Origin of the sequence: Rahnella sp. BIGb0236, from assembly GCF_004364755.1 — a bacterium.
Taxonomy (GTDB): domain Bacteria; phylum Pseudomonadota; class Gammaproteobacteria; order Enterobacterales; family Enterobacteriaceae; genus Rahnella; species Rahnella victoriana.
The window spans coordinates 164,613-182,372 of record NZ_SOAO01000004.1; the positions used below are offsets into that span (position 1 = coordinate 164,613).

Consider the following 17,760-nt stretch of genomic DNA (forward strand, 5'->3'; position numbering starts at 1 on the left):
GGAATTAATTTTGACCCATCAGGTAACGGAAGTAGACCTGCGCTTTGCTTTCGTTGTAATCACCGAAAGTATCGTAGCCAACCTGTCCGCCAATCTGCATGCTCTTGTTCAGGTGATAATTGCCACCCACGCCCGCATTCCAGCCGATACCATTCTCTGTTTTACCGCTGTAATAGGCATCAGTGCCGTAGCCTGCTGCCACCAGATCTTCCAGCTGTTTCTGCAGGTCCGGGTTGTTCGGGAAGTAGGCGCTCTTATCCTGTGAATAAGACTGGTAACCCACAGAACCGGACAGTTTCAGATCCCAGTCGTCATATTTCTGGGTGTATTCCACCGGGAAGGAGACGCTGACATAGTTTTGCGGGCTGAAGTAGCCGCCCTGACCAAAGCTGTAATAGCTGAGGTTTTTGTCGAAGTCCATGTAACCGACGTTGATACCGGTTTTCAGCTCGCGATCGTCATAACGGTACGGACGGACATACAGACCGGCATTGGCGTTCACCGATTTGTTGCTCTTCACGTTGTTACCGAGATAGCTGTAATACCCCGCTTCGGCGTAGAAACCGGCGTCGCCGTCATCGTACGACAGATTGACGCTGCCGCCGTTTTTGGTGACCTGGCCCCATTCTTTGCCGCTGTAATTATCTTTGGTGCCGACGTAGGACAGAATACTGTCGGTGACCGCACGACGTTCCGCCGTGACCCGCAGGGTGGTGAAGTCGGTCAGTTTGGGTGCCCATTGCACGCCACCGACCAGCGAGTTCAGATCCTGCCCGAGCGGTGTGCTGCCGATGTCGGCTTTATAGCTGTCACCGGTCAGCGCGGCGTTGACTTCTACGCCGGTCGCGCTTTGATTACCTGCCGCCGGCGCGGAGTACGTCGTGGGATCCGTGCCGGTAATGGTGTTGTACGCTACGCACTGATCGGACGTTGCATTGGCGGAAGTGCAGTTGGCGCTGGAGTTAGCCGCTGCGGCCGCCTGCAATTTGGCAAAGGTGCTGTAGTTGGCGATATCCAGACCGGCGGCAGCGGCTGCTGCGGCCACATCTTTCTGTGCCGACTGCGCTGCTGCCAGTGCGCCCTGACCGAAACGTGCATTGCCTGTGCCGGACGGACTGCCTGCGCTGAGGGAAACCGGCGTGACGCCGATACTCAGGCGTGAGGTATCAAACGGCACGAAGGCAAAGGTCATTGGCGCTTTGGCTTCGGTCAGCTGGCTGAGACCGCTTTCGCCGTCACGGCCGCGAATCGACATATCGCCCTGCGCCCAGGTCGCGGTTTTGCCCTGCAAATCGTCGAGCATGTCGTCGATCTGTTTCTCGGTGGCATTACGCTGCGTCACTGCTGCCGGTGTGGCGGTGGCGGCCGGAATGTTCCCCGGCGTGGTCACCTGATCGGACACCTGCCACGGCAGCACGGTGCCGTAAGAAGATTGCGTCGCCGGACGTGAAGCCGACGTTCGCGTGGTGCGGTTGATGAACGGGTTGTCGCTGATCTGCAAGCCGGCGACCTGCGCCGTGCTGTCCGCGCCTTCCAGCCCAATCATCTTGCCTTTCGCCGAACGCAGTAACGCCAGCGCCTGCTGGTGATCGCCCTGGGCTTCGGCGACGCGCGCTTCGAGCAGCAGACGGTCAGGCGTACGCGGTCCGCGCAGTCCTTCCATCAGCGTTTTCGCCCGATCGTTATCCCCTTCACCCAGCGCCACGTTAATCGCCCCAATGCGCGCATCCTGCGTCGGGGTATCGTTGCTCATCAGGTAGTTATAGACCTGACCGGCTTGTTTATTGAGTTTGCCGGACTGATACAGACGGGCCATCGCCAGCATCAGATCGCGGTTTTGCGGATCGGCCTGTAAGGCGACGACCAGCTTGTCGTAGGCTGCCGCATACTGACCTTGCTCGCGCAGCTGATCAGCCTGATTGATCACAAAACCGTTACGCAGGCTGGCCAGCGCCGTCGGTGACGTGCCGGACTGAATCTGCGGATTTTGCAGGAAGGCCTGCGCTTCGTTGGTCAGGCCGGCCTGATTCAGCACGGAAACCTGATCGGCGTAATCCCCGGCATTGCCGTTGACGCCCTGACGCATATTCTGACGGACCAGTTGCACCGCCAGCGGAAGCTGACCGGCTGCAGCCAGATTTTTCGCCAGCGCACCGACATCTGCCGGTGCGGTTGGCGGATTCTGTGCCAGCGCGCGTAAGGTGTTAGACGCGGCGGCGGTATTGCCCTGTTGCAGATAGCTTTCCGCATCGGCCATTTGCGCATTGAAATTGGCGCGCTGCGCCAGTTCACGCATGCCCTGATTCTGACTGCTGCGCGGAATGCGTGAGAGCAGGGCGTTGGCGGTTGACCAGTTTTTGGTTTCCGACGCGAACAGGGCGGCGGCGTACAGATCGGCGGAAGACGCGCCCGGACGCGAAGACGGTGCCATGATCGACTGCGCCTGTGCGGTCTGTCCCTGCGATTGCAGGATGCGCGCCATATCCAGTTTTACCCAGACGTTCGACGGCTGACGTTCCTGCGCCTGCTGAAGAATATTCAGGGCGCGCTGCGGATCGTTGTTCGCCACGGCCTGTGCGGCCTGACGGCGCATTGGCTCGATGACATCCGCCACGGTCGGCGGATTCATTTTGGCCTGCAAACCGGCTGGCAGGGTTTTCAGTACCTGATTCGCTTCGGCGGTTTTATTCTGCTGACGCAGCACGTAATACAGCCCGGCGCGGGCATCGGCGTTGTCACCCAGCGCGCTGTATTGCTGTTCCGCACCGGCCAGATCGCCTTTGCGGCGCAGGATATCGGCACGCAGCAGACTGGCGGACTGGCCTTTTTCGCCACCGACCTGGGTCAGCGGGGTGACCGCCGCCAGTGCGGCGTCGTAACTGCCGGAACCGGCGGCGTCTTTGGCTTTCGCCAGTTGGGCGTAGAACGCGGAATCCTGTGCCTGATTGCTCAGCTGGGCGCTGTTCGGGCCGCCCTGTGCAGCGGCTTTGCTCAGATACTGTGACGCCTGTTCGAAATTGCCGCTGCGTTGGGCGATATACCCCAGACCGGCCAGCGCATCGGCGTCGTTCGGGTTATCGGCCAGCACGCTTTCAAACTTCGCTTTCGCGCTGTTAACGTCGCCGCTGTTCAGGGCGGTGAAACCCTGACCTTTCGCCGCGCCGCCAATGTTTTTCTGGAAATAGGCCATCACCGCGGTGTCATTCGGGTGTCGCGCCTGATAACCCTGATACAAATCACGGTCGTCTTCCTGCGGAGCCATCCACAACAACGCCTGACGCAAGGAGCGGTCGGCTTCTGTGCTTGAACCGGCCAGGGTGCTCAGCAGTTTGATACCGTCGCGGCGGGTGGATTCCTGATAGGTCAGCACTTTACCCAGACCGAGTCGCGCCTGCGTGTCGTCCGGACGTGAGGCGACGCGCTGTTGTAAACCGGCAATCGCCTGCGGCTGGAGCGATTTGTCGCCCGCCATGGTCAGGTAATATTCGGTCGCCAGACTGTCGATCGGCTGGTTACCGTTAAACAGGGTGCGGTACGCCGCCAGCGCGCCGCTGACGTTGCCCTGTGCGGCCATCTGGCGGGCAGAGGCCAGTTGCGCCGGGGGAATAGACTGCATGGCTTTCGCGCTGTTGAGCGACGCCAGACGCGGGTCATCCGGCGAGACCGCCGACAGTTTTTCGCGCCACTGGTTAGCGGCGGTTTTATCTCCGCCCTGCATGGCATACAGCGACATCAGGTACAGCGCCTGCGTGTTGTTTGGCTCAACCAGCAACACTTTCTGCAACGCATCTTTTGCCAGATCGTCATGAGCGCGTTCATGCCAGTAAGCGGCCTGATCAAACAGGGCTTTCATGGCCGGGTTGGTGGTGTCCGCCGCCAGGGTGGCGTGACTGAAACTTGCTACTCCGGCGATCCCTACCAGATAAATAGCCCTGATCACCGCCAGGGACAGTTTATGTTTATTCATTTTCCAGCTCCGGTAATCGCCAGAGAGTCGCCGCCCGAAACCGGGAGGAACGTCATTGTTTTTGTTATAAAGCCGATGCTTTTCATTTCTGACCCAGACGTTTAGCGGCGTGACGACGCAGGACGACGAACAGGCTCAGGCCGATAACCAGCGAAATCAGGGTGGCAATAAAGGACAAGATCACAATGTGTGTGCTGGCGTACCAGAGCACCATCATGTACCACGGCATTTGTCCGGTCGGGAATTGCTGGCCGACGGAGAAGCTGCGGATACCGTTTTCATCGGTAATGATCGCCAGATCGCCACGCACGTTGGCGTTGATTTTCGGTGATTTCAAATCGTTATGGATTTTCAGCAACTGCTGATCGTCCGTGCCGGTAGCCACCACGACCACGTGATCGGCGGACCAGCGCGAGCGGTAGCTGACGAAGCCACGCCATGCGCCGGTAGACGACAGATAGCGGTCCGCATCCACCGGCTGGCGATACCAGTCGCCGGTCAGCCAGGCCACCACGCGCTGCACCTGGGTCGGCGTTCTCACGCCCATCGAACCCGCATTGGCACTGAACGGCGAATCCGTCAGTAACTGCTGATTGAACGGCGTGTCGCCGAGGGTGGTGACGGCCAGAATATCGCGATCAAACAGCGGGTTATTCTGCTCATCCCCTTTCAGACCAAAGGCGACCTGCACATGATTAACCGGCATACCGGTGGCTTTACCGGCGCGGGAGGCCAGATTCAGCAGGGTGTGGATTTCATCCGAGCCCGGTGCTGGCGGCAGCAGCATCAGGGTGTCGGAGAAGTCCGCCAGTTTGGAGTACGGATAAGACGCACCGACGAAATACGACAGGTTCGGCAACTGGGTAAAGTGGTAGCTTCCGCTCAGGTCGATGAAGGATTTCGGATCGATACGGCTCTTGATGTTATCGCTGGTCAGAATGCTGCACGGCGCATCTTTTTTCGGCTTGATGTCGAAATAGAATTGCAGCTGGTTGTCGCCGTAAATCAGGTAAGGCGCGAGTTGCAGCGTGTAGCGTTCCTGACGACTGTCACCGCCGAGGCGACGCCAGATGTTTTCCAGCAGACCGACTTTGTTGACGGTCAGGCTGCGCAGGAAGTTGCTGTTGATGGAGACGTTCAGTCTTGAACTGTCTTCATCAATCCAGTTTTCGGTCGGGAAACGGTAATCAATGCGCACCGGAATGTTATGGCCATCCCACATGAACAGGTCAGGCGCGGCGCGGAACGCCACCTGAATGCCATCATGATAAATGCCGTTGGAAATCAGTGAATCCGGATCTTTACCCGCCAGCTCGCCCAGCGTGACCGGACGGGAAGTGTCGATCCAGCGCGGCGCGTCATAAGGTTTGCTCGACGGGATCGTCTGCTGCGTCACATCCAGATGATCGGTGTTATTCGGCAGACCGGCGCTGATCAGGCGATACGCGGCCTGACGCAGTTCGTTATCGTCGTTGCCCAGCACCAGCAGCAGTTTGTAGACCGGATTGATCGGATTATCGATGATCTGAATCGACGCACCACTGCTTGCCGGCAGGGTCAGGGAGCCGATTTTATCCCCCGGTTTGCCGAACAGAATACCGTTCTGATCCGGCAAATCGTTCAGGGTGACCGGAAAATCAACGCTGCGATAATCGGACAACATGCCGAGATAAGACGAGACCATCGCCGCTGCGCTGACATCGCCCGGTTTCATGGACGCGGAGAAGCCCATGGTGATTTTGGACTCCTGCATTTGCAGGCCATCAAAGAACGGGCGCGGGAAGTTACCCAGATTGCGGCCAATGTTCAGCTGCTGACCTTCCAGCCCGATGCTGGTGGTCGGCAAAATCGTGACCCAATACTTGTCCGACTGGTCTTTCTCGCAGGTCATGGTGTTGCTGTCATGCACGCGGAAGCTCAGGTTGTTGTTCGACACCACCATGGCCGACGGAATGTCCAGATCGTAGACATCGCCGCCGTTGCTGCTCTGGTTCAGCGGCAGGTTACCCAGCGGCTGGCCGTTGAGCATCAGTTCAAGCGTGGTATCGCGGGCAATCAGCGCCGGAGAAATTTTCAGTGCCAGCGACAGGTGCGCATTGGTCACCACTTCATCCGCAGGCAGCGTGAAAATAATACCGGACTGCAACTGGCCGCCGCTGAGCGTCAGCCCGTTCGGTTGGCCCATTTCGGCGACCGTCACATTGCTGGTCACCGGCTGCACCAGCGGCATGACGGGCGCAGGGGCAGCGGAAGGATCGGCAGACACATCAGGCACCGGCGCACTGTTATTCGCCGGTGTGGTGTCAGTCTGCGGCGCATCGGCGGCAGGCGTGGTGTCACTGGCTGGCGCACTTTCTCCCGGCATGGGGGTGACCGGCGGCAGCCATGACGGCGCGGCAGGCAGGCTGGTTGCCGGATCGAGTGCAGGGGCGGGCGTTTCTTCCGCCTGTGACAACGGCAGGCTGCTGAAAGTCAGTAACAGACCGGTGGTGATTTTCCTGAACAGGGACATGCCCCGCACAGCAGATAAACGGCGCTTCATCATCAGGTTACGAGTTCGATTCATGCTGCTTCACTCTTGCTGGTGGCGTCAGCGGGTTTATTTTTGGCGCGGCGTTCTTTCCAGGTGTTATAGAACAACTCAAACACGCAACGGATGATGCTTGCCAGTGATTTGAACGGGTTATCCGGCGGATATTCTTCGCCAATCCAGGCATCAGCGCGGCATAACACCACGCGCACCAGTTCGCGGCGTTTCGACAGCGGCAGGTTTTCAAATTGCAGACGCAGACGATTTTTGTCTCCGCTGACTTGCGTCACCGGGAAGCTCTCCGCACCGGAAGAAAGCTGGATCTCCACTTCTTCAATTTCTTCATTGAGATAGCGCACATCCGGCGTCACCAGTTGCACACCGCCCATCGACATATCAATGGTGGTGGTGCGCAGTGAAATGCCGTTGGCGTAATGAATAATCGCCGGGATCGCCACGTCGATACGGATGGTTTTACGCACCTGACGGGTTTCTTTCGCTACGGCAATCGCCGCCAGTAAAATCAGCACGCTGAAGCTGCCCCACGCAATGTTCAGCGCGACAACACTGGGGTCGATGGCAAAGTAATCATGAAATACGGCGCGCACGATGCCGTATCCGATACCCGCAAGCATCAGGATCGCGACAATCAGGTGCGGTTTGACGATGTTGAAATCGAAGAAACCGACATCCAGCAAACCGCCTTTATCCGTCACGTTAAACTTGCCGCGTTTTGGCGCGAACATGGTCACAATCGTTGGCAGGATCAGGTGGAAGGCCATCACGGTTTCGTAGATTTCACCCCAGAAGGTATAGCGGAAACGGCCATTCATGCGGGAGTTGATGTACAGCGACATCACCAGGTGCGGCAGCGCGTAAGCAAAGATCAGGCTGGCGGACGAGGAAATGATGTTCAGGTTAAACAGCAGGAACGCCAGCGGCGCGGTCAGGAACACCACGCGCGGCAGACCGAACTGGAAGTGCAGCATGGCGTTGAGATAGCACAGACGTTGCTGCCATTTCAGGCCACGGCCAAGCAGCGGATTATCCACACGGAAAATCTGCGTCATGCCGCGCGCCCAGCGGGTACGCTGAACCACGTGCAGACCGAGACGTTCCGTCGCCAGACCGGCTGCCAGCGGGATATCCAGAAAGGCGGTATTCCAGCCACGGCGCTGCATTTTCAGTGCGGAGTGGGCATCTTCGGTGACGGTTTCCACGGCGAATCCGCCGACTTCTTCCAGCGCCACGCGGCGGATCACCGCACATGAGCCGCAGAAGAAGGTCGCATTCCAGTTGTCGTTACCTTGCTGAACCGGGCCGTAGAACAGGGCGCCTTCGTTCGGCATGGTGCGGCCGGCAGAAAGGTTACGTTCGAACGGGTCAGGCGAATAGAAGTAGTGCGGCGTCTGGATCAGCGCCAGACGGGGGTCTTTCAGGAAGCTGCCGACGGTCGCCTGCAGGAACGCGCGTGTCGCCACGTGGTCACAGTCGAATACGCAAATCAGCTCGCCTTTGGTGAGTTTCATCGCATGGTTCAGGTTACCGGCTTTGGCGTGGGAGTTGTCATTACGCGTAATATAGCCAACGCCTGCATCCGCCGAGAACACCGCAAATTCATCGCGTTTACCGTCATCGAGCACATAAATTTTGATTTTGTCTTTCGGATAATCGATGCACTGCGCCGCCAGCACGGTATCACGCACCACGTCGAGACTTTCGTTGTACGACGGAATATACACATCGACCGTCGGCCACAGGGAGGTGTCATCCGGCAACGGTTCGATGGTGCGTTTTAATGGCCAGGTGGTTTGCAGGTAGCCCAGCAATAAGATAATCCAGACATACAGTTCGGCGAGAAATAAACCGATCCCTAAGATGGCTTCTATCGTTGAATTAAAATGCAGCGTTTCTGTCGCGCGCCAGTAAATATACCGCGTCGACATCATGACGGACATGATGACCATGACCACACTGATGCGGCGGCTTTTACTGATGCCCAGCAGGAATAACAGCCCGATGCTGATCAGGCCAAAAATGTACTGCTTCTGACTGTCCATCGGGGCAATAATGATGACTGCTGCCACCGGCAGCAGCAGAAGCACAAGTAAGGAAAACAGGAATTTATTCATCGCTTTGGGGTCGCTGTTAACAGTGATAGTTAATAACTGCCAGATTTAGGCGCGGCGTGTAATTCACCATCACCGACTTTAATCCCTAAAATGGCGGCGACTTTCTTGCTGATCAGTTCAATATCAAATGCCGAAGCAGAGACCGGACTGAAATCAATAATAGAGCGCTGCGAGGCATTCGCCTCTGGCACACATTCATCCCTGTGGATTGTGCCTAATAATCTTTCATTTAAACGCTGTTCGAAAAATTGCGTGACGTCGCGGCTTAATGTCCGGCGGGTGTCACTTTGGTTAACCACATAATATTCACCCTTCTTATTATTAAGCGGGGTACCAATTAATTTATTCTTTTCCATTAAAGGCAATAAAGATAATGACGCGGTATCCGCCAGCATCACCACAACATGTAAATCCGCAATCGCCTGAACGGCTTTTAATGCCGGACTCGGACCCGGAGGGAAATCGGCAATAATAATCAATCCCGGATAATTCAGGACGGTATTTAATCCGCGCTGTAAAAAATGCGGATCGCTGGCGAGCTGGTGTTCGAATTCCAGCCGCTGATCTTCCGTCACTTCGCCGTAAGGTAAGACAAAGGTATTGGAACCCGCTTTGAGGATGAACTGACTCCAGTCGGATTCATTCCCCGAACCGGCGACAAAACCACGGGTATCGGAAATCGGTACACCGAAATGCAGGCGAAGGGCGTTCTGCACGTCAAAATCGATGACCAGCACTTTGCTGCCACTGCGGGCAAGGGAATAGGCCAGATTGGAGGCCACCGTGGTTTTTCCTACCCCACCTTTCGGTGAACAAACGCAAACTAACGGCATGAGGCAATCATCTCTAACAAGGGTTGAAGCGGTGTGTCGCGATGTAAATAAGCGCTGGCAGGCTGCGGAGCCCGTTGTTTAAACATCTGTTTAAAGCGCTGGTTAGCATCAGCAGACGCCGGAGACGCCACGTGTGCCGGGCTTGCGGGTAACGGGCTGCGCACTGGCGCGGGTTGCTGTACAGGTGGTGCGGCGCGGACCGGTGCAGGCTGGGCAACCGGTGCAGGCTGAGCCTGAACGGGCGCCGGTGCCGGTGTCTGAACCGGCGGCGCTTCAGGCATGGCTTTACGCAGGGAATCGAGCAAACCTGACCCACTGTCTGGGATCACAGACTGCGCGTGCAACGTCGGTGCCGTGTGAACAGGCTGATGTTGCGCGGGCTGTGACGCCACAGGGGCAGGCGGCAGTGTTTCGCGCAGCGCATCCAGTAAGCCAAAACCGGCTGCCGGCGGAGCCACTTCCGATGACATCGGCGTGCTTTGCGCGTGCGTGGCAGGCTGCGTTTCCGGTTGCGGCGCGGCATGATGTTCAGACGCAGCCTGAGCCGCAGATAAGGAAAACTCATCCGCTGAAATGGCTTGTGGGGTGGGTTGCGTCGTGCGGCCATTGTCGAGGGGACCCGCAGGTTCTTCGCTGGCAGAAACTTGTTTAATCAACGTCCATTGATTCATTGAACCCGTAATGGATTCACCCGTTGATTTTTCATTAAGCTCTTTATAATCAAGCTTTTCCAACTTCGTCTTATCCATAAAACGTTTAATATCATCATATTTATTCATAAATCCCGCCCGGTAGGATTATATATATCGGTGTTTTCTGGACGTCAAAACGGCCCGGATTGGCCGCTAACAAAGCGTGTGGAAGGTTTAATTTTTTTAAAGTTTTATGTGGGAATAAGACTCGTCTTAATATATCAGTTCTTTTACAGCTTAGAGCACATTTTACAAAAAATAAGAATTTCCCGCATAAAAAACAACACCTCTATAACTGGCTGTCACACAAGGTTTTTAGCCTTCATTTGCTGGTTGTTTGTCTTAATGTAGTGGAATAGTTTGTCTTTACCGTGATCACCAGCACACTCACTTCATAAGTTGTATTCAAGTCAGGATGTTCGGTTTTTCCTTATTATTCGATTACAGTAAGTAATGTATGGATTTCGTAAGTTAAATAACCTCATGAATTATCAGTGTAGAAGCCTTCCGGCAAAGATGTTGTTTTTTATAGTCAAAACGTGGTGTAACGCCTCGAAATAACACGTTATAAGGTATACTGCGCAGAAGTGCCGTGCCTGCTCAGGCGGGCGGGGCAAATCGGGTCGGCGATTGATGGAGAATTAAGTTGCGGGTCAGGCGTTCACTAACGATCAAACAGATGGCGGCGGTATCCAGTATTGCGGCAATCACCATTTGTATTTTCATCGTCATCCAGCTGTTTCACTTTGTGCAGCAGCGGAGGGATGATTACGCCCAGCAACTTGAAAACATAGCACATTCTGTCCGGGTTCCGCTGTCTCAGGCGGTGCTGGATGTCGATCTGGAAGAAACTCAGGATATCCTGAATACCCTGCAACCGGTGGGCATATTAAGCCGCGCCGATGTCGTGATGCCTAACCAAATCGCCGCGCTGCACACGCATTTCCCGCCTGGCCGCCCGGTGCCGCAATGGGTCACGCGGGGCTTTAATTTACCGGTGACGATTTCCGTTCCTCTCTATTCTGCGGCGGCCAGCCCGAAAGATCCCAAACCGCTGGCTTATCTGGTGTTGCAGGCAGATTCCTACCGCATGTATCAGTTTATTGTCAGCGCGCTGTCGACCATGCTGACGACGTACCTTTTACTGGCGCTGATCCTGTCGATTTCCCTGAGCTGGATTATTAACCGGCTGATCGTTAAACCGCTGCGCAGCATCGCCAGTGATCTGGAATCCCTGCCCGAAAGCGATGTGCCGCACCATCAGCTGACCCTGCCGCCGCGCCATGAAGACGATGAAATCGGCATGCTGGTGCGCAGCTACAACCGCAATCAGCAGCAGCGGGAAAAAGCCCGGCCGCCTGTCACCGAGATGCTGCTGCCGTCAGACGGTGCGCTGAACAGCGAAGAACAGTTTATGCAGCGCCTGCAACACCGTCTGCATGGCGCGGAGCCGGAAAAAGGTTTCCATCTGCTGCTGATCGGCATTGAAAGCCTGCGCGATGACGGCCATGTCGATTGTCCGCTGATCTCATCCATCATGGAGGTGCTGCCGGAGCATTGCCTGATGGCGCGTCTGAGCTACAACGAGTTTGCGGTGCTGGCGGGCGATATTCCCCGGCCCTTTATGGCGATGCGTCTGGCCAGACACATCATGGAGCGCATTAATGCGCCGCAGGAAAGCCATGCGGGCAATATGTCGCTGCATCCGACCGGCAGTATCGGTATCGTGCAATACACCGGCGAATTCCCGGTGAGCGCGCAGCAACTGATGGTCAACGCGCGGGCGGCGAGAGTGTCGGCGTATCAGCAGGGGAAAAACCAGATCCTGTTCTTTGAACCGGAACTGACGGCGAAAATCCAGAAGCGCCTGTTGCAGGAAAACGAAATCCTGCATGCGATGGAGCAGAACGACTTCACCTTGTTTATCCAGCCGCAGGTCAATATGAAAACCGGCGAGGTGGTCGGTGCGGAAGCCCTGTTGCGCCGCAAAATGACGGACGGCAGTTACGGGCTGGAAAGCGATTTTATTGTGCTGGCCGAAGAAATTGGCGTCATGAGTTTGCTGGGATACAAAATTCTTGAACTGGGCTGTCAGATCCTGGCGGACTGGCAACGGCGCGGCATCACGTTACCGTTGTCCGTGAATCTTTCCGGTGCTCAGGTGCAGCAGCGTAATTTCCTGCCGGAGCTGCGCAGCCTGCTGAGCCGCTATAAAATCAATCCGGGGCAACTGGTGCTGGAAATCACCGAAACGGCACGTATTGATGATTTAGATCGCGCGCTGCTGTTACTCAGCGAACTGCGCGCTGTCGGTGTTTCGATTGAACTGGATGATTTCGGTCTGGGTTACTCCGGTCTCGAATACCTCAACCGGCTGCGTTCGCTGCCGATTGACGTGATTAAAATTGACCGCAGTTTCGTCAGCGTTCTGCCTGACGATGAAGTGATGGTGAATATCGTGGCCTCGATAGGCCGCGCCATGAATATTCAGCTGGTGGCGGAAGGTGTCGAAAATGAAGCCCAGCGCCGCTGGCTGCTGAAGGAAAATATTCACATCGGACAGGGGTATTTATTCTCCGCACCGCTTTCCAAAAAAGAGTTTGAACGCCAGTTCTGCCAGCCTTCCTGATCCTGCCTGACGGCGGGAAAACCCGCCTGTTTCCTCACTTTTTTACTTTCTTTACTTACTAAATTCTCAGCTGAATGGTTTCCGCTCTGGTTTTTCATGAGTCGCCATTGCAGAGGGAAACAAAATATTTCCATCATGTTGTGTTGGTGTTACTTTCCGGCTGTCGCTCATGACCTCCGACCCTACAAAATAAAGGGCGACACAATCACATCAGGATGGCAATAACATGAAAAAATCAATCTTCAAGAGCCTGTATTTTCAGGTTCTTTTGGCAATTACCGTCGGTGTTCTGCTGGGCCATTTTTACCCTGAGCTGGGCGCTCAGATGAAACCACTTGGTGATGGTTTTGTTAAATTAATCAAAATGATCATCGCCCCTGTGATCTTCTGTACGGTGGTAACGGGCATCGCCGGCATGGAAAGCATGAAAGCCGTTGGCCGTACCGGTGCGATCGCGCTGCTGTACTTTGAAATTGTCAGTACGCTTGCGCTGATCATCGGGCTGGTGATCGTCAATATCGTGCAGCCGGGTGCCGGGATGAACGTTGATCCGGCGGCGCTGGATGCCAAAGCCGTGGCGGTGTACGCCGAGCAGGCGCAAAGTCAGGGCATCATTCCGTTCCTGCTGGATGTGATCCCGTCCAGCGTCATTGGCGCGTTCGCCAGCGGCAATATTTTGCAGGTGCTGCTGTTTGCCGTGCTGTTCGGTTTTGCGCTGCACCGTCTGGGCCATAAAGGCCAGCTGATTTTCAACGTCATCGAAAGCTTCTCGCAGGTCATTTTCGGCATCATCAATATGATCATGCGTCTGGCTCCGCTGGGTGCGTTCGGCGCGATGGCCTTCACCATCGGCAAATACGGCGTCGGTTCGCTGGTGCAACTGGGTCAGCTGATCCTGTGCTTCTACCTGACCTGTATTTTGTTCGTGGTCGTGGTGCTGGGGCTTATCGCCCGCTTCACCGGCTTCAGCATCTTCAAGTTTGTGAATTACATTAAAGAAGAACTGCTGATCGTGCTGGGTACGTCCTCCTCCGAATCCGCCTTGCCGCGTATGCTGGATAAAATGGAGCGCCTGGGCTGTAAGAAATCAGTGGTCGGTCTGGTGATCCCGACCGGTTATTCCTTCAACCTCGACGGCACCTCGATTTACCTGACGATGGCGGCGGTGTTTATCGCCCAGGCCACCAATACGCATATGGATATCTGGCATCAGATCACCCTGATTGTGGTGCTGTTGCTGTCTTCCAAAGGCGCGGCGGGCGTCACGGGCAGTGGCTTTATCGTGCTGGCGGCGACACTGTCTGCGGTAGGGCATTTACCGGTTGCCGGTCTGGCGCTGATCCTGGGTATTGACCGCTTTATGTCAGAAGCGCGTGCGCTGACCAATCTGGTCGGTAATGGCGTGGCGACCATTGTGGTGGCGAAATGGTGTGATCAGCTCGATGAAGGACAGTTAAAGGCGACGCTGAACGGTCAGAAAGGTCTGACAGAAGCCGAGAAATCTGCCTGAATTTTCTGAATAAACGTCAGTAAGCGGAAAGAAATTCCGAGAAGGGTTTCCGAAAACGCATTTATTTAGCCTCAATCTCGCCTAATAACCCCCGGTTACTTGATGTAACCGGTGGATTATCTTCATAATATGTCCCTCTGATGCCTCATCCGGCGTTACTTCCCAGAATATTTTTGCAGGCTGCGCGACATTGCGAAAAATGTGCGGTCTAACGAAGGGCTGTATTTTACGTCCTAAAACTTACGCATTCAGTTCCTGTGGGCGAGTCAACTGACACCGGCAGGACAGCAAATTGAAAATTGGATTGTCATTACGTAGGGGTTCACATGCAGGGCACCAAAATCCGTTTACTCATTGGTGGATTGCTGCTGGCAGCAGCCGCAAGTCATGTGCAAGCTGAAGCATTACAACCAGACCCGGCCTGGCAGCAGGGGAAACTGGACAATGGATTTACCTGGCAGTTGCTGACCACGCCGCAACGCCCGAGCGATCGCATTGAATTACGTCTGGTAGTGCGCACCGGGTCGCTGGCAGAATCCGCCCAGCAAACCGGCTATGCCCATTTCCTTCCTCGTCTGGCGCTGATGCACAGCGAAGGCTTCAGCACGGCTCAGCTACAGTCTTTGTGGCAGCAAAGTATCAATCCGCAGCGGCCTTTGCCGCCCGCTGTCAGTTCTTATGATTTCACCTTATATAACCTGAGTTTGCCGAACAACCGTCCGGAGCTGCTGAAAGACGCGCTGAACTGGCTGGCAAACACCGCAGGGAAAATACCGGTCACTCCGGCGCTGGTGAACGCCGCGCGGCAGGAATCGCAGGATCCGGTCGGCTCGTTACCGCAAAATACGCAGGATCCCTGGTGGCGTGCCCGTATCGCCGGTTCGACGCTGGTCGGCCATAATCCTGACCAGTTACCCACCAAACCTATCAATATCGACGCATTAACCAAATTCTATCATCAGTGGTATACCCCTGATGCGATGACCTTATTTGTGGTCGGGAATGTCGATGGCCGCGGTCTGAGTGAGCAAATCAACCGCACTTTCTCTTCGCTGAAAGGCAAACGTGAAACGCCGCAGACCCTGCCGACGCTGTCTGAAGTCACCACCAAATCCATGACCGTGATGGATGAAAACCTGACGCAGGATCGCGTGTCGTTAATGTGGGATAACGCATGGCAGCCGATCCAGGAGTCACAGGCGCTGGCCGCGTACTGGCGCAGTGATCTGGCGCGCGAAGCGTTGTTCTGGCATTTGCAGGAGCAGCTGAAAAGCGCCTTTGAAAGTAAGAAAGACGCGACGACTCCGGCTTCGGCACTGGGCTTTGACTGCAATGTGCAGTACCAGCGCGCGCAATGTGCCATCCGCATTGAAGCGCCTCAAGCCAAACTGACCGAGCTGTTTAAGCGTCTGTCGGAAGAATTGCTGGCAGTGCGCGACAAAGGGATTTCTCAGGCGGAATTTGATGCGCTGATTGCGCAGAAGAATGATCAGCTGAGTAAACTGTTCGCGACTTACGCCCGCACCGATACCGATGTGCTGATGAGCCAGCGTTTACGTTCACAACAAAATGGCGTGGTGGATATCGCCCCGGAACAGTATCAGCAATTGCGCCAGCAGTTCCTTTCGACGCTGACCCTACCGGTCCTGAATCAGGAACTGAAGCAGCAGTTGTCCCGCGAGCCAGCGTTACTGATCGCGCAACCGAAAGGGGAACCTGAGGTGAATGCGGCAGAACTGCGGGCGGTGTATGACAACGTTATGGCTCCGGCGGAGACCGCTCCGGCGGCAGAAGCACCTGCCGGGGATGTGCCGGCGGCTTCGGCGGCAACGAGTGCGCAATAAGCAGATTGTTGAGTAAGAATTCGGTCGACTCCCTCCCCTGCGAAGGGGAGGGGTGGGGTATTAAAGATAAATCATAGGGTTAAAGCGTGGTTTGACCGCTGTTTTTGTTTTTAAAACCCCCTCCCAGCCTCCCCCTTCGCAGGGGGAGGAGCAGAGCCAGCGCGTTTTTAATCACGTTTGTTGAGTAAGAATTCGGTCAGCTCCCCCCCTTCGCAGCAGAAGCAGAGCCAGCGCGTTTTTATCCCCGATCTGGCATAAACTCCATCGGGATGATCGCCCCGCGATGCTGAATCACGGTACTGGCAGTCTCATGCCCGCGCACCGCCGCTTCCACCGCGCTGCCGCCGGTGAGTCTTACCGCCAGATACCCGGCACTGAACGAATCCCCGGCCGCTGTGGTATCGATGACTTTCTCTTTCGGCAGTTTTACGGCAGGCACATCATGTAGCTCGCCTTCGGCGCTGGAGACGATGCAGCTGTCGGCGCCGCGTTTGACCACGACTTCACTGACACCCAGCGCATGCGTGCGCGCAATCACCTCATCGTAAGGCTTCTGGCCCCACAGCATGTCTTCATCATCAAGGGTCAGGAAGGCGATATCGGTGCAGGAAAGCATGGCGTTATACGCAGCCTGGGTTTGCTCTTTGCTGGCCCACAGGCGCGGACGGTAATTGTTGTCGAAAATCACTTTGCCACCGCGTGAACGGCAGGCTTTCAGCAGGGTCATCAGACGGTCACGGCTTTCGTCGTTGAGGATCGCCAGACTGATGCCGCTCAGGTACAGATAATCAAACTCTGCCAGTTTCTGGCAAATCTCTTCCGATTGCGGGCTGTCGAGCCAGTAACGCGCAGCGGCGTCGTTGCGCCAGTAGTAGAAGGTGCGCTCGCCGGTGCTGTCGGTTTCAATCACATACAGACCCGGCAGTTTGTTATCCAGACGCTGGGTGAGATCCGTGTTCACGCCTTCCTGCTGCCAGGCCTGCAACATTTCATTGCTGAAACTGTCGGTGCCGAGCGCGGTCACGTAATGCACGTTCAGCGCATCAGGGGAAACCTGGCGGGAAATATAAACAGACGTGTTCAGCGTGTCGCCACCAAAACCACGGTGAAGCGCATCGCCTTTCTGAGATAATTCGATCATGCATTCGCCGATAACGGCAATGTTTTTGCGGGTCATTGTACCTGGCCTATGTCTGAAGCATTAAAACGAAAGGAAAGAAAAGACCGTCATTATTGCGCTCTAGTCTCTTCATAAGAATGCGGTCAGTCAAATAAATTAAAACGAGGTTTTATTTTTTTAGGCAGGAGGCAAAAAAACGAAGCAAAAATGCAGAAAAAAGTGGAAGTGGCAGCACTTCCACCTGAGGGCGTTACTTGCTTCCCTGTCGCAACTCGGTCACCGGACGGCCACCCAGACCCCAGTTATCGGTATCGATCTCATCAATGATCACCGTCGTGGTGGCCGGATTTTTACCCAGCGTATCCACCAGTAACTGCGTCACACCGGCAATCAGGGCTTTTTTCTGTTCTGCCGTCGCGCCGTCGCGGGTAATTTTGATATTAACGTAAGGCATTTTTTTCTCCGGGTTGTGAATGGGCGGTCAATGACATGTTTCAGTGCCT

Annotated in this window: 10 protein-coding genes; 3 read left to right on the forward strand and 7 right to left on the reverse strand. The window is 55.5% G+C overall.

Annotated elements, in window-relative coordinates:
- Positions 1 to 4: 4 nt before the first annotated feature.
- The 5 genes from EDF78_RS10510 to EDF78_RS25940 all read right to left on the reverse strand — a co-directional run bounded on the left by EDF78_RS10510 (position 5) and on the right by EDF78_RS25940 (position 10,241).
- The gene (locus EDF78_RS10510) at positions 5 to 3,967 is read right to left on the reverse strand and encodes a cellulose biosynthesis protein BcsC (protein ID WP_095923942.1); all 3,963 of its coding nucleotides are present in this window, start codon (positions 3,965 to 3,967) and stop codon (positions 5 to 7) included.
- A gap of 82 nt (positions 3,968 to 4,049) precedes the next feature.
- Complete coding sequence (bcsB, locus tag EDF78_RS10515; RefSeq protein WP_133823061.1) at positions 4,050 to 6,533, reverse strand: cellulose biosynthesis cyclic di-GMP-binding regulatory protein BcsB; 2,484 nt, start codon at positions 6,531 to 6,533, stop codon at positions 4,050 to 4,052.
- Positions 6,530 to 8,629 (reverse strand): UDP-forming cellulose synthase catalytic subunit, encoded by a 2,100-nt coding sequence (bcsA, locus tag EDF78_RS10520; RefSeq protein WP_095923940.1) that lies wholly within the window; start codon positions 8,627 to 8,629, stop codon positions 6,530 to 6,532. Before bcsA ends, bcsB begins: the two co-directional genes overlap by 4 nt.
- 29 nt (positions 8,630 to 8,658) lie before the next feature.
- Positions 8,659 to 9,462, reverse strand: coding sequence for a cellulose biosynthesis protein BcsQ (bcsQ, locus tag EDF78_RS10525; protein WP_119825464.1), 804 nt, complete (start codon positions 9,460 to 9,462; stop codon positions 8,659 to 8,661).
- Positions 9,453 to 10,241: a cellulose biosynthesis protein BcsO gene (locus tag EDF78_RS25940; protein ID WP_095923938.1), complete on the reverse strand. Its 789-nt coding sequence runs from the start codon at positions 10,239 to 10,241 to the stop codon at positions 9,453 to 9,455. The genes bcsQ and EDF78_RS25940 overlap by 10 nt, the downstream gene beginning before the upstream one ends.
- Before the next feature lie 559 nt (positions 10,242 to 10,800).
- Between EDF78_RS25940 and hmsP the strand changes: the two genes are divergently transcribed.
- From hmsP to EDF78_RS10545, 3 genes are all read left to right on the forward strand, one after another.
- The gene (gene hmsP, locus EDF78_RS10535) at positions 10,801 to 12,783 is read left to right on the forward strand and encodes a biofilm formation regulator HmsP (protein ID WP_133823062.1); all 1,983 of its coding nucleotides are present in this window, start codon (positions 10,801 to 10,803) and stop codon (positions 12,781 to 12,783) included.
- Between the two features lie 226 nt (positions 12,784 to 13,009).
- Complete coding sequence (locus tag EDF78_RS10540) at positions 13,010 to 14,293, forward strand: dicarboxylate/amino acid:cation symporter (protein WP_133823063.1); 1,284 nt, start codon at positions 13,010 to 13,012, stop codon at positions 14,291 to 14,293.
- Positions 14,294 to 14,619: 326 nt separating this feature from the next.
- Complete coding sequence (locus EDF78_RS10545) at positions 14,620 to 16,137, forward strand: pitrilysin family protein (protein ID WP_133823064.1); 1,518 nt, start codon at positions 14,620 to 14,622, stop codon at positions 16,135 to 16,137.
- Between the two features lie 238 nt (positions 16,138 to 16,375).
- On the opposite strand, the gene EDF78_RS10550 is transcribed toward EDF78_RS10545, so the two are convergent.
- Together EDF78_RS10550 and EDF78_RS10555 are read right to left on the reverse strand one after the other, a co-directional pair.
- On the reverse strand, positions 16,376 to 17,314 hold the full coding sequence (locus tag EDF78_RS10550; protein WP_131693699.1) for a sugar kinase: 939 nt from the start codon (positions 17,312 to 17,314) through the stop codon (positions 16,376 to 16,378).
- A 193-nt stretch (positions 17,315 to 17,507) separates the two neighbouring features.
- The gene (locus EDF78_RS10555) at positions 17,508 to 17,711 is read right to left on the reverse strand and encodes a 4-oxalocrotonate tautomerase family protein (protein WP_133823065.1); all 204 of its coding nucleotides are present in this window, start codon (positions 17,709 to 17,711) and stop codon (positions 17,508 to 17,510) included.
- Between the last annotated feature and the right edge of the window lie 49 nt (positions 17,712 to 17,760).

Bases quoted from the DNA above. Each gene is read 5' to 3' on its own strand.
- EDF78_RS10510 (WP_095923942.1), bottom strand. From the start codon at position 3,967: ATGAATAAACATAAACTGTCCCTGGCGGTGATCAGGGCTATTTATCTG.
- bcsB (WP_133823061.1), bottom strand. From the start codon at position 6,533: ATGAATCGAACTCGTAACCTGATGATGAAGCGCCGTTTATCTGCTGTG.
- bcsA (WP_095923940.1), bottom strand. From the start codon at position 8,629: ATGAATAAATTCCTGTTTTCCTTACTTGTGCTTCTGCTGCTGCCGGTG.
- bcsQ (WP_119825464.1), bottom strand. From the start codon at position 9,462: ATGCCGTTAGTTTGCGTTTGTTCACCGAAAGGTGGGGTAGGAAAAACC.
- EDF78_RS25940 (WP_095923938.1), bottom strand. From the start codon at position 10,241: ATGAATAAATATGATGATATTAAACGTTTTATGGATAAGACGAAGTTG.
- EDF78_RS10540 (WP_133823063.1), top strand. From the start codon at position 13,010: ATGAAAAAATCAATCTTCAAGAGCCTGTATTTTCAGGTTCTTTTGGCA.
- EDF78_RS10545 (WP_133823064.1), top strand. From the start codon at position 14,620: ATGCAGGGCACCAAAATCCGTTTACTCATTGGTGGATTGCTGCTGGCA.
- EDF78_RS10550 (WP_131693699.1), bottom strand. From the start codon at position 17,314: ATGACCCGCAAAAACATTGCCGTTATCGGCGAATGCATGATCGAATTA.
- EDF78_RS10555 (WP_133823065.1), bottom strand. From the start codon at position 17,711: ATGCCTTACGTTAATATCAAAATTACCCGCGACGGCGCGACGGCAGAA.